The 12,937-nt window shown below is 61.3% G+C and carries 12 protein-coding genes and 1 tRNA gene; 9 read left to right on the forward strand and 4 right to left on the reverse strand.

Annotated elements, in window-relative coordinates; genetic code table 11:
* The first annotated feature begins 48 nt into the window (after positions 1-48).
* The gene (locus tag GGD50_RS18195; RefSeq protein WP_107106868.1) at positions 49-978 is read left to right on the forward strand and encodes a LysR family transcriptional regulator; all 930 of its coding nucleotides are present in this window, start codon (positions 49-51) and stop codon (positions 976-978) included.
* Between the two features lie 2 nt (positions 979-980).
* Here GGD50_RS18195 and GGD50_RS18200 read toward each other — a convergent pair whose 3' ends face one another.
* Both GGD50_RS18200 and GGD50_RS18205 read right to left on the reverse strand, forming a co-directional pair.
* Entirely contained in the window at positions 981-1,634 is a 654-nt protein-coding gene (locus tag GGD50_RS18200; RefSeq protein ID WP_107106867.1) for a TetR family transcriptional regulator, read from the reverse strand.
* Positions 1,635-1,646: 12 nt separating this feature from the next.
* A complete protein-coding gene (locus GGD50_RS18205) occupies positions 1,647-2,336 on the reverse strand; it encodes a class I SAM-dependent methyltransferase (protein WP_107107043.1) in 690 nt (229 codons plus the stop codon).
* 221 nt (positions 2,337-2,557) lie between these two features.
* Here GGD50_RS18205 and GGD50_RS18210 point away from each other — a divergent pair, with 221 nt between their 5' ends.
* From GGD50_RS18210 to GGD50_RS18245, 8 genes are all read left to right on the forward strand, one after another.
* Positions 2,558-3,505, forward strand: a complete 948-nt coding sequence (locus tag GGD50_RS18210) for an SDR family oxidoreductase (protein ID WP_107106866.1) — start codon at positions 2,558-2,560, stop codon at positions 3,503-3,505.
* Positions 3,506-3,650: 145 nt separating this feature from the next.
* Positions 3,651-4,100, forward strand: a complete 450-nt coding sequence (locus GGD50_RS18215) for a MarR family winged helix-turn-helix transcriptional regulator (protein WP_107106865.1) — start codon at positions 3,651-3,653, stop codon at positions 4,098-4,100.
* Entirely contained in the window at positions 4,097-5,653 is a 1,557-nt protein-coding gene (locus GGD50_RS18220; protein WP_107106864.1) for an MDR family MFS transporter, read from the forward strand. Before GGD50_RS18215 ends, GGD50_RS18220 begins: the two co-directional genes overlap by 4 nt.
* Positions 5,654-5,792: 139 nt before the next feature.
* A complete protein-coding gene (locus GGD50_RS18225; RefSeq protein WP_107106863.1) occupies positions 5,793-6,473 on the forward strand; it encodes a hypothetical protein in 681 nt (226 codons plus the stop codon).
* A gap of 452 nt (positions 6,474-6,925) precedes the next feature.
* Positions 6,926-7,753, forward strand: coding sequence for a hypothetical protein (locus GGD50_RS18230; RefSeq protein ID WP_146143971.1), 828 nt, complete (start codon positions 6,926-6,928; stop codon positions 7,751-7,753).
* A gap of 170 nt (positions 7,754-7,923) precedes the next feature.
* On the forward strand, positions 7,924-8,193 hold the full coding sequence (locus GGD50_RS18235; protein ID WP_107106861.1) for a PsiF family protein: 270 nt from the start codon (positions 7,924-7,926) through the stop codon (positions 8,191-8,193).
* 249 nt (positions 8,194-8,442) lie between these two features.
* Positions 8,443-9,345, forward strand: a complete 903-nt coding sequence (locus GGD50_RS18240) for a GNAT family N-acetyltransferase (RefSeq protein WP_107106860.1) — start codon at positions 8,443-8,445, stop codon at positions 9,343-9,345.
* A gap of 254 nt (positions 9,346-9,599) precedes the next feature.
* Entirely contained in the window at positions 9,600-11,141 is a 1,542-nt protein-coding gene (locus GGD50_RS18245; RefSeq protein WP_107106859.1) for an FAD-dependent monooxygenase, read from the forward strand.
* A gap of 38 nt (positions 11,142-11,179) precedes the next feature.
* Here GGD50_RS18245 and GGD50_RS18250 read toward each other — a convergent pair.
* Positions 11,180-11,256, reverse strand: a tRNA-Arg gene (locus GGD50_RS18250).
* A 125-nt stretch (positions 11,257-11,381) separates the two neighbouring features.
* Positions 11,382-12,902: a sensor histidine kinase gene (locus GGD50_RS18255; RefSeq protein ID WP_107106858.1), complete on the reverse strand. Its 1,521-nt coding sequence runs from the start codon at positions 12,900-12,902 to the stop codon at positions 11,382-11,384.
* Positions 12,903-12,937: the final 35 nt, after the last annotated feature.

The raw sequence follows: 12,937 nt of genomic DNA on the forward strand, positions 1-12,937 counted from the left end.
AAAAACTGATTAATCTCGGACAAAATCAAAGTCGTTCGGAGAGCGCTGATGCGTCAGGACGTGTTGGACGGACTGGTGACCTTCGTCATCGTCGCGGAGGAAAAGAGCTTTTCGGCCGCGGCCGTGCGGCTCGGCGTGTCGCCCTCGGCCGTCAGCCAGTCGATCAGCAAACTGGAAGGCCGGATGCGGCTCGCGCTCTTCAACCGCACCACGCGCAGCGTCAGCTTGACCGAGGCCGGGCTACGCTATCTCGAACGTGTCGTACCCGCCGTGCATGATCTAACGGCGGCCGCCCAGGAGCTTGGCGAGTCGGTCGACAGGCCCGCCGGACTGCTACGCATCAACGTGGCGCGCGCCGGCTATATGATCGCGCTTCAACCGATCCTGCGCGATTTCCTCGACGCCTATCCGGAAATCGAGCTGGAGGTGCGCATCGAGGGCTCCTTGGTCGATATTGTCGGCCAGGGCTTCGATGCCGGCATCCGCTTTGGCGATCTGGTGCAGCGCGACATGGTGGCGGTGAAGATCGGGCCGCCGATATCAGCTCATATCATTGCCGCGCCCAGCTATCTCGGCCGGTACGGCATGCCGAAACATCCGCACGATCTGCTCAACCACAATTGCATCGGCTTTCGTCATTCCTCCAGCGGGCAGGTCGAGCGCTGGGAATTCGAGAAGAACGGCGAGAAGACCGAACTTGCCGTCAACGGCCGGCTGATCCTCAACGATTCCGCGGCGCTGACGCAGGCAGCATTGGACGGCATCGGCATTGCCTACATGATCAACGGCTATATCGACCGGTTTCTCGACGACGGGCGGCTAGTGCGCATCCTGTCCGACTGGAGCCCGGCGCTGGCCGGCCTGACGCTGTACTATGCTGACCGCCGTCGCGTGCCGGCAAAGCTTCGGGCGTTGATCGATTTCCTGCGCCATCGACGGCAGGTCGAACCACCGCAAACGGCAGGCGCCTTGACCTGAAATCAGCTCTTCGGATTGCGTTGCCGCAACAGCGTTCCGAGATCGGCGAGCGCGGTCCAGAGCTCTTCGAAGACGCGGTGGGTGAAATCCTGCAGCGACATTTCCTGCGGGCCTTCGTTCCAGCGCTTGCCACCGATACGCAGCGTGCTGACGACGATCGCCGATAGCAGGCGCAATTGGAAATGCTCCTCTTCGTCTCCGCCGGAGCGGGCGAAGAGTGCGTCCGTCAGTTTCTCTTCGAGCTTGGCATATTTCAACTGGTCGCGGGCGCAAAGCGCCGGCGTGTCGCGGATCAGGACGGCGATGGCGAGACGCTGCGGGTCCGAGGAGGCGGCGAGCAGCGCCGACCTTAGAGCACCCTCAATGACCTCGACGACCGACGCATCCTTCGGCTGCGCGGCAACGGCATCGGCGAGTTCGTCGGAAAAGCTGTCCTGCCAGGCGAAGACCACCTCTTCCTTGCTTGGAAAATAATCAAAGAAGCTGCGTTTGGAGACATCGGCGGCCTCGGTAATGTCCTCGATCGTCGTGCCGTCGAAGCCGCGTGCGAGAAAGAGCGACAGCGCCGCCGCCTCGATGCGCTCGCGCGTCTGGCGGCGCTTGCGTTCGCGCCGGCCTTCCTTCACCTCGCCGTCGATCTCTTTCGCATCCGCCATGAACTGCCCCTGCTATGCACCCGCTTCCGGCCGCCCCATATCGGCTTCGGCAGTGTAGGCTGCGATCCCGGCACCCTCTTCCCTGCTGTGATATCTGGAGCGATCGATCGAGATCTCCAGCGGTTTTCTGCGCGAGATTCGGTAGACGCCGGCCGGCGGAATGTTGCGCACCGTGCCGCCGATGCGCTCCGCTTTCAGGCCGAGACGATCGAGGATCGAACGCGACACCGGGCAGCGCGGGCCGTAAGTGAACTGGTAGAAAGAGCCGCCGGACCTCATCGTCGCAAAGGCGCCGCCGACGATCGCGGCGATCTTATCGGGAGACATGGAGAGCAAAGGCAGGCCGCTGACGACGGCGCCGAAGGGCGCATCGGCAAACAGGCCGCATTGGGTAAGCTGCGCCGCATCCATCTGCACCACGCGCGCCTCGGGAAAGCGGCCACGCAATCGAGCGGCAAACTCTTCGCCGAATTCGATCAGCGTCAAGTCGCTCTCCGGAACGCCGCGCCCCATCAGCGCGCGGGTGAAAACGCCGGTGCCGGGGCCAAGTTCGAGGATCGGGCCGTCGAGCGCCTCGATCTCCTGCGTCATCAGACGGGCCAATCGCTCACCGGACGGCGCAATCGCTGAGACACGCATGGGATTGCTGACCCAGGAGCGGAAGAACTGCACGAATTCGGCGCATGTCGTCTTTGTCGTCATCCCAGGAATCCAATCTTTAGCAGAAATATCGAATACGACGCGATCAAGGTCCGAGCAGCGTGGCAATTCGAAGGCACCACAGGCAATTGCGCGGCCAATGTTGCCGATACGCAAATCATAATTGCGATCTCTAGGCAATGCATTTTTTAAACAGTTGTATTTTTGCGTTTAGCGCAATAATTAATCGAATACAAATTTGCAAATCTTCCCAGGAGATCGTCATGCCGAATTGGACCGTGAAAGACATTCCCCCGCAGACCGGCCGCATCGCCGTCGTCACCGGCGCCACCAGCGGCATCGGCTATGAAACCGCCCAAGCCCTGGCGGGTGCCGGCGCCAAGGTCATCATAGCCTCGCGCAACGAACGCAAGGGCGCTGAGGTACTCGCTAAGATTCGCGCCAAGACGCCCGGCGCCGACGTCGCCTTCGAGCCGCTCGATCTCGCCAGCCTCGATTCCGTTGCCCGCACCGCCAAGCGCATCACCGCTTCCGTGCCGCGGATCGACCTTCTCATCAACAATGCCGGCGTCATGGCCATTCCGGACAGACATGAAACCGAGGATGGCTTCGAGATGCAGATGGGGGCGAATTATATCGGCCATTTTGCCTTGAACATGCGGCTGCTGCCGAAAGTCTTGGCCGCCGCGAACCCACGCGTCGTTACCGTCAGCAGCCTGGCGCATCGCAGCGGCAAGATCAATTTCGACGATCTGCAATCGAAGAAAAGCTACAGCTCCTGGGGCGCCTATTGCCAATCGAAGCTGGCGACCTTGATGTTCGGCCTTGAACTCGACCGGATCGCCCGCGCTGAAGGCTGGAACTTGATGAGCATGGCCGCCCATCCCGGCTACGCCGTTACCGGCCTGCAAAGCGCTGGTCCGCGCATGGGCCGCAACAGGCCGGGCTTTCTTGAACGGTTCAGCACATTGATAGCACCAGTCATGGCGCAGTCGGCAACGGCGGGCGCCTTGCCGACGCTTCTCGCCGCTACGTCTTCGGAAGCAGAAGGAGGCGTCATGTACGGTCCGAATGGCTTCTATGAATTGAAGGGACCGCCCGTCCGCGCCAAGATCGTGCCGTATGCACAGAACAAAGCCGTCTGGCGCCGGCTTTGGGAGGTGTCGGAGCAACTGACCGGCCTGAGAATGCCGCTGCCCGTTATGGCGTGACCGCGCCCTCCCCGCCCAGGCAGAGAGAGGGTTTGCACGCTAAAATCACGGCCCGAGGCCTTGCCGCAGGGATTCGCCGCTTGTGCAAGTCGGAAGCGTGGGCTATGCAGATAGATAGGAAGCCTATCTATCTTTATGGATCGCCATGCACGACACCGGAGATCTTCAGGAACTTGAAGAGGCCATGGCGCTTGCCGAAGCATTGCGCCCCGCCCTGCATCGCCTTTATCGACAGTTGCGACGTGAAAACGATGAGCCCGGCATCTCGCCGCTGCAGGCGCTTCTTCTCGTCGCCATTCTCCAGCAGCCGGGCATTGGGGTTGCGGAGCTGGCGCGGCTGGAGAACCTGCGTGGCCCGACCATATCGGGGCACATCAAGGCAATGGAACGTGAAGGCCTCGTCACCCGCTCCGCTCCCGACCCAGAAGACCGGCGACGCAGTGGTCTGATCGCCACCGACAAGGGGCGGGCTCTGATTCAAGGCATAAAGCAGAGGCGAACCGACTGGCTCGCCTTCGAACTCGCCAAATTATCGCCTGAGGCGCGCGCCGCCATCCGCGCCGCCATCGGCCCGCTCGGAGACATCGGACAATGACCTCACAAGTTCGACAGGCCGCTCCGCAGCCGGCGGCGACCGAAGACGACGCGCCCGACCGCCGCGAAATTCGCGCCGTCATCCTTGGCCTGATGATCGTGCTTGGCCTCGGCGCCATCGACCAGAGCATCGTCGCGACCGCCCTGCCGCGCATCGTCAGCGATCTCGGCGGGGTTACTCATTTGTCCTGGGTGGTCAGCGCCTATGTTCTGGCCTCGACCAGCACCATGCCACTCTATGGCAAGCTCAGCGACCAGTATGGCCGTAAGCCGATGATCTACACGGCAATCCTGATTTTCCTTCTCGGCTCCGTCTTGAGCGGCATGGCGCAAACGCTGCTGCAGCTCATCATCTTCCGCGCCATTCAGGGCCTGGGCGCTGGCGGACTGCTGCCTTTGGCGCAGATCATCATCGGCGATCTCGTGCCACCGGCCAGGCGCGGTCGCAATCAAGGCTCGATAGCCGCCGTCTTCGCCGTCTGCAGCGTTATCGGCCCGATCCTCGGCGGCGTCATCACCGATCTGCTCTCCTGGCATTGGATCTTCTACGTCAACCTGCCGATCGGCGCGGTGGCACTCGTCATGATCGGCCGCGCCTTGAAGCGGCGGCATCAGGTACGCAGCCGCCGTATCGATTATCTCGGCGCCGTGCTGCTGACCGGTTGCACCACCAGCTTCCTGCTGGCGCTCGCGCTTGGCGGCAACGAATGGGCCTGGAACTCGCCGCAAATTCTCGGTCTTGCCGCCGCGGCCCTTGTCCTCGGAATTTTCTTCGTCTTCCACATCAGGCGTGAGCCGGAACCGGTGCTGCCGCCCGATCTCTTCCGCAACCGACTGTTCATCATCGCCTGCCTCGTGCTCGCTCTGACCTTCATGGGCATGCTCGGCGCGACCTTGTTCTTCCCCTTGTTCTTCCAGATGGTGATGGGCGTTACCCCTTCGCATTCCGGTTTCCTGACGGGGCCGCTGATGATCGGCTTCGTCATCTCCTCCATGCTCAACGGCCGCGTGCTGCTGCAGCGTTCCGGCCGTTACAAGCCAGCCCAGCTTTGCGGCCTCGGCCTTGCGACGGCGGCCTTCGCCACGCTCGCCTGGGCTATTGCGACCAGCAAGGGGTTCGCCATCATCGAGCCGCCGATCTTCGCGCTCGGACTGGGGCTCGGGCTGGTGATGCCGACCATGACGGTCGCGGTGCAGAATGCCCTGCCCCTTGCGCATCGCGGCGTCGGCACGGCAACGCTTGCCTTCTTCCGTTCGCTCGGCGGCCTGATCGGCGTCACCGGCTCCGGTGCCATCCTGGCCTATCGCGTGCGGCAGGCGACAGGCTCGTCCGGCAGTCTCGACCTATCGTCGCTGACGGAAGGCGGCCTCAAACAGCTCGCCGCCGCGTCGCCGGAAGACCATGCCGCGGCAATAGCGCTTTACCGCCATGCCATCGCCATGACCTTCGCCACCGGAACCGTCATCGTCGCGTTGGCTCTGATCGCGCTGCTGTTCCTGCCGGAATTGCCGCTGAAGATGCATCACGGCGAAGGTGCGCAGCCGCCGCGCTGAAACATCGCACAAGCCCCGGGTAAGTCCATTTCCCTACAGTAGACGGCATCTCCGATGCGCCGCCCGAGCGGGCGCGCGTTGATCGACCGTCAAAGGCGGCTTCCGGCATGATGGCTGCCATATTGGGAAGGAATGACCTATGGTCTCCGCATTGACCACGACCCGATTGCTCTCATCGCAAATGGCGCTGCAGTTGCTGCAAACACCGGACGCTTCGCAGGATTCGAGCAGCGATCCCCTGCTGGACGATAGCAGCAGCAGTAGCAGCAGCAACGACGTCTCCAGCCTGCCCTCGCAATCACAGGCATCGCTCACGAGCATGCTGAACGGCCTGTCGGCAAATCAAACCGACAGCTCCGCGACATCACAATCCGATCCGGACATGACCAGCAGCTCGTTCATGAGTCTTCTGAAACAGAACCTGCAGGATGCAGTCAAAAGCGAGGGGAAGGGCGGCCAGGCTCAAGCCATGCTCGACGCGCTCGACAACGGTACGCTGACGGTCTCCGACCCCACCAAGGGCGTTTCGATCACGGCATGGGATGCCAGTGCCGACAGCGAGCAGGGTACGACCAGCAAGACCGGCGACACGATCCCCACCAGCGATTGGAATGACTTCCTGAAGGCTCATCTCGAACGCGGTTCCGATGGAACCTTTGTCAAGAATTCCGACGGCAGCTTCATCGACAAGGTCACCGGCAATGAGGCCTATTTCGGCCAGGTCGGATCGCAGTATTACTACATCACCTGGCCGTCGGCCTCTTCCGACACCAATGCAGAGAGTTCGGCTGTGTCGGCTTCAGAGAAGACGAGCGCCTAAGCTTCTCCAGGACAAGCTCGGAGCGGGCTTGTCCTCTTCCCGTTAGCGTGATCCAGCACGCCATCAGATGGCAGCGGCATCGGTAGAGAGCAGCACGATCTCTCTCGCCACGCCGGCGGAACCGCACCCTTGCCCGGCCATCTTCCTGATCTTCTTTAGCAAAATCGAATTGATTGTGTGAGCGCATGGGTGCACCCCTTTTTGGGGTAGGTTGATCCGATCGTAGGATGTCCCTCCACCATTGGACTAGATGACAAAAATGTGAACGGCAATCACAGTTTCGTGACGTTTCCAACGTCTCTATCAACTGGGGGATTCCGATCATGCTTACAGCCACCGTGACCAAACCAGCTTCCCTGGATACGCAAAGTATCGCGGTGGGACCGAATGCTTTTAGAAATGACTTCAATAAAAGATCATTCCAATTCAGCCACAACTTGGTCGGACATCAGTTGTTCTCGCTTCCGCGCCTTGCCGAACTTGCGAAATCACTGCTTACGGACACGAGCACGAGAAGCGTGCGCTGGCAGGCGGGTGGGGCGCCAGTGGACGCCGGCTGGGCCGTGCCGCTGAACGACAAGGTGGAGAGCGTCAACGAAGCGATCTCGAACCTGGCTGTGTCAGGATCGTGGGTGCTGCTCTACAGCGTTCAGCGCGATCCCGAATATCGCGCATTGCTTGATCAGCTCATGACCGAAATCCTCGCCGACACCGGTTGCTCGCGGGACGAAGTCACCTGGGAGGATGCCTACATATTCCTGGCCTCGCCCGACGCCGTAACGCCCTATCACATCGACCATGAAGCAACATTTCTGTTCCAGATCCACGGCAACAGAACCGCCAACATATGGGACGCAAACGATCGTTCCGTCCTGCCCGATAAAGAAATCGAAAAATATTACATCGGCGATCTCAACGCCGCCAAATACACCGTCGAAAAACAAAGCAAGGCGACGGTCTATGCCTTGAACCAGGGAACCGGCGTCCACCACCCGTCGAAAGCGCCGCATGCTTTCAAGAACGGCGATATCTATTCGATCGCTCTCGGCATTCATTTCTGCGTGCGCGATTGCGATCAGCAGGCGTCCGTCTACCAGATGAACTATCTGCTGCGGCGCTGCGGCCTGAAGCCGACGGCCCCTGGAAAATCCGCATGGCGCGACAAACTGAAGACCTCGATCATCGGAATGTTTGCCGACAAGAACCCGAAGACCAAGCACGACATGCTGCGCTCCGGCTTCAAGAAGATGACCGCGCCGTTACGGACCGTTCTGAAATAAAGGTGGAGGGCCGGGCTACTGCCCGGCCCCTTCGACATCGCGAAATAGTCCTGTTCGCAGCGGGCCATGGGTCAAAGGGGCGCATTGCTTTTGCTAATATATCGGTTCAGCCTTTCGTTGCTGACCACGCGTCATGCGTGTCATAGGAGTCGGCCAGCGGAGGATTGACCATGAGACTTGTCGCAATATTCGCAGCTACAGCGGTTGTCGCTCTCATCGGCACCAGTGCCATGGGGCAAACAACGACGGCACCGGCAACGACAACTACGCCGATGACCACCACGAAAACGCCGAGCACCACCGCCAAGCAAAAGGCGGCAACGCCCGCGCAATCGGAAATTTCGAAGGCATGCTCAGCACAGGCCGACGCAAAGGGGCTTCATGGCAAGGAACGCTCCAAGTTCCGCAGCCAATGCAAGAAAAATGGCGGCAAGGGGTAAATAGGTCGAACCCGGCCCTGCGGCTGTCTTGGCGGCAACCGCCTGAAATAAGCGCAACAAAGTTGCCGCCACTGACTTCATGCGCGCGTGGCTGAGCAGGCGCGATAGTATCATGGACGATATCTCCGCTCTCCCGTGGCATTGAGAGGTGCTCTCACGGGCTGGGGGTGTCTGAGACCATTCTGAAAACTGGTATAGTTGGCGTTGCGGATCGCGCGCTGTTTCGGAAGCCTTTGCCGGAGCTATTCAATGTCGCTTGTTTACAGACCTGCTCGAGCAGACGATTTGGCCGCGTCCGATGCTCTGGTGGTTGCCGCCATCAACGATCTTACCGTTCGCCATGGCTTCGGCCCGATGGCCACAGCAAGCCCTCCCAGCTTTCAACTCTTTTCGCTCAATGACGACCCGGATGGCCTGTGGGTCGCCGAGGACGGCGGAGAGCTTCTCGGCTTTGCCTGGAGTTGGGTTTGCGGGAATGTTTGGTTTCTCGCGCAGTTGTTCGTCGATCCCGCCCGACAAGGCCAGGGCATCGGAAATGAACTATTGGGACGAACCGTAGAGCATGCCCGGAAATCGGGAGCAGTTCACAAGGCACTTATTACCTTCACCTTCAATCGCGTCTCGCAGGGCCTGTACATGCGGCACGGCCTCTTTCCCAAGATGCCGATTTACCTTTTCAATGCCGCGCGCGAGCGGGTGATGCAGGAACTGCCGGCGCCGCCACTGCGCGCCATCGCGATCGACGGCAGCGCCGCAACCATGAAAAAGCTCGCCGAGATCGACTCCCGCGCCATAGGCGCCTCGCGCGAGAAGCATCATCGCTACCTGCTCGATGACCCGACGACAACGGGAGTGCTGCTCTGCGCCGGCAGCGATTGCGTCGGCTACAGCTATCTCGCATCAAGTGGGCACATCGGCCCCCTCGCCGTCACGCGGCCTGACTTTCTCCACGATGCCTTTACGACTGCGCTGAAACTGGCGGCAGATCGCTCTGCTGAGAACGTATCGGCGTTTCTGCCGGGCACATGCGACAGCGTCCTGAGCCTTGCGGTCAAGCAAGGTATGCGAATCACCTTTCCCATGCTGTTGATGGCATCGCCGGAGTATGGTGACTGGACGCAGTATCTGCCGCGAAATCCGGGGTTTATGTGATCGGTCGTCTGCCTGCGGTAACGAAGAACCCTTGCGGATCAATCGCCACACCGCTATTTACCCGACGTCGGAAAAGGCAGACTTGGTTTGGTAAGCCCAAGTCCTTTTGGTAACGAAAGCTCTGGTCTTTGGCCTCGCGCATGAGACCCCCACGACGAACATCGGGCGCTGCGCCAGCGCCCAACTGTTCGTCCGTGTGGTTCTCAAACCTGAGGAACGCTCCGGTCGAACATCATCGACACAGGAGCCCGTTCATGCCCAACCGCCCCTTAGCTCTTTATGACGTTGTGATTGCTGGAGCCGGTCCCGTCGGCCTGTTCCTCGCCTGCGAGCTGCGCCTTGCCGATCTCTCGGTGCTGGTGCTGGAGCAAGCCGAAGACCCGCGCTCACCCTTGAAGCAACTTCCGTTCGGAATGCGCGGCCTTTCCGCGCCCACTCTCGAAGCCCTTTACCGTCGCGGATTGCTGGACGACATCGTCGCGGCGCAGCGTGCAAACGATGCCTCGGGCAGCACCGTGGCCGCCGCGCACTGGCTGCAGCAGCCGCGCCACCCGGCCGGCCATTTCGCCGGTATCCAATTCTTCCACGACAAAATCGATAGCTCCAAGTGGCCCTATCGCCTGCCAAGTCCGGCCGGCGTCAACATGGCGGTCGACATGGAGACCCTCGAAGCCGTCCTGAGCGCTAGCGCAACCGCCACGGGGGCCGAGATCAGGCGCGGCCTCGGCGTCGAGACGTTCGACCAGTCGGATGACGAGGTGACCATCCGTGCCGGCGGCGAGGCTTTTCGCTGTCGCTGGCTCGTTGGTTGCGATGGCGGGCGCAGCGCAGTGCGCAAGGCCGGCGGCTTCGATTTCGTCGGCACTGATCCCGAATTCACCGGCTATTCGATCGAAGTCGAGATGGCCGATCCGGACATCCTCCGCGTGGGCCGCAGCTACACCTCGACGGGCATGTACACCTATGCGCGGCCCGGGACGATCGCGATGGTCGACTTCGACGGCGGCGCGTTCCACCGGAACCAGCCGATCACCCTCGACCATACACAAGCGGTGTTACGCAGCGTCTCTGGCACAGACGTTGCGTTGACGGCTCTCCGGCTGGCCACGACTTGGACGGATCGCGCGTACCAAGCGGTGTCTTATCGCAACGGGCGAGTGCTGCTTGCCGGGGACGCCGCACACGTACACTCCCCGCTGGGCGGCCAGGGCCTCAATCTCGGGCTCGGTGATGCAATGAATCTCGGCTGGAAGCTGGCCGCCACCCTTCGCGGCGATGCGCCGGTCGATCTGCTAGATACCTATACGAGCGAGCGGCATCCGGTCGGAGCGCAGATACTCGACTGGTCGCGCGCGCAGGTCGCGATCATGCGGCCAAGCCGGAGCTCACGCGCGCTCGAAGCCATCCTCCGCGATCTGATTGAGACGCGCGATGGCGCGACCTATTTCGCCGAACGTGCGTGGGGCGTTTCCCTCCGCTATGATCTTGGCAACAGCCAACCGCTCGTGGGCCGCAGCGTTCCCGACTTCGAATTGGTCGACGGTACGAAGATCGGCGATCTTCTCAGGACCGGAAGGGGCTTACTTTTAGACTTTGACGCTCGCGCACCGCTTCATGGGCTTGCGCGCCGCTGGAGCGGGCGGATCGCTTATGTCGCAAGTGACGTCAAGGATCGGCTGGGCTTGAGCGCTGTATTGGTACGCCCCGATGGCTTCGTCGCTTGGGTTGCCGACACCACCCCTATTCTTGAGGAAGCTATTCAGGTTGCCGCGCGTTGGTTCGGCGAACCAGGGTAGGCTCGTTGTGACCATCATTGTTTTGGAGTTATGAAAAATGGCGCACCCGAAGAGATTCGAACTCCTGACCCCCAGATTCGTAGTCTGGTGCTCTATCCAGCTGAGCTACGGGTGCGTGGCCGAAACGGAAGAAACCGTTGGCGTGGGCGGTTCTCTAAAGGGTCCTTTCGGGGAATGCAAGTGGATTTGTGAAAAAGATCGCGATTTTCGCAAACGATCTGACGAAGCGGCTGAAAACACTCAGTTTTCGTGGAAGGAGCGACTGCGGTAGTCGTCGAGCGAGACCGGGCGGTCGGGGATTTCGATGCGAAATTGGGTGCCGGCGGCCGGTTTTTCCACAAGCGCGATGGTGCCGCCATGGGCAAGCACCAGTTCGCGGGCGATCGCCAGGCCCAAGCCGGTGCCGCCGGAGCGCGCGGAGCCGCGGAAGGCGGTAAAAAGATTTTCCCGCGCCTTTTGCGGCATGCCCGGGCCGGTATCGTCGACAGTGATGCTGACGACACTGCCGATGCGGCGCGCCGACACGGTGATGCGGCGAATGCTGTCGGGCGCGGTCTCGGCGAAGGCGACCAAGGCCTGGTGGGCATTGCGGCAGAGATTGTGGATGATGCGGAACAGTTGCTCGCTGTCGGCGTCGACCTCCAGATCCGGGCTCATCTGCACGACGAATTCGATGCCGCTATCGGGATCGATCGCCAGGATATCGCGCACCTCGTCGATGAGTTCGAGCAGGTGCACGCGGCGGCGCCGCGGGGCCGATTCGGAGGTCTGGCCGAAGGACAGAACCTCGGTCGTATAGCCAACGGCGCGGTCGATGGTGCGCAGCAACTTCGGTGCAAAGCGCTTGACCATCGGATCGTCGACGTCGACCAGGCGGTCGGACATCAGTTGCGCGGCCGACAGGATGTTGCGCATGTCGTGGTTGATCTTGGACACGGCGAGACCGAGGGCAGCGAGGTTTTTCTGCTGCTTCAGCGTCTTCTGCAACTGCGACTGCATGGAAGCAAGGTGGCGGCCGGCCACGGCCAGTTCGTCGCGTCCCCCATCCGACACCAGCACGCGGCTGGGGTCTTCCGGATCCTGCGAAAAGGTCTGCATGCTGTCGGTCAGCCGGCGGATCGGGCGGATCATCATGCGATTGATAGCGAAGAAGATCAGGGTCGCGGTGAACAGCGAAATCAGGATCGAAACGAAAAGGACGCTGCCGGAATAGGCAAGCATGGCGTTGCGCAGCCTTGTATCCTTCAACACCACTTCGATGCCGGTGCTATCGTCGCCGCCGACCGGGCCGAAGACGCGGATGACGCGATTGCCGCCGAACAGCAGCGTGTCCAGCGCATCGCGGATCGCTGTCGGCAGCGAGACGTCGCTCAAATCATATTGCTCGTCGACGGAAGACGGCATCTCGGCGGTCGCCAACAGCCGCGAGGTCCCGTCCTTGCGCAGCACGATGGCGCGCGTGCCCGTCGCCATCAGCGTTTCCTTCTGCAGCGCGCGGGGCAGTTCGACCGGCTGCAGGCCATCGATGACGATGGCGGCGGCGGCGGCCGTGTTCAGCCGGTCTTCCAGCCAGCGCAAACGCATATTGGCGACGGAAGGGACGAAGATCAGCACTTCGGCAAGCAGGATGAAAACGACTGTGAGCATCAGCAGCTTGCCGGAAAGACCGCCGAAAATGCCTGTTGGGCGATAGAAACGCGAGTGAGTCCGAGCCTCGGCCTTGCCGCCTTCGCCGACGTTCCTGTCTTGCTCACTATCCATTTCGGCTGTCCCGCTTTGTTTCAAAGCGATCTGAT

It is taken from the genome of Martinezella paranaensis, from assembly GCF_014200235.1.
Lineage (GTDB): Bacteria > Pseudomonadota > Alphaproteobacteria > Rhizobiales > Rhizobiaceae > Rhizobium > Rhizobium paranaense.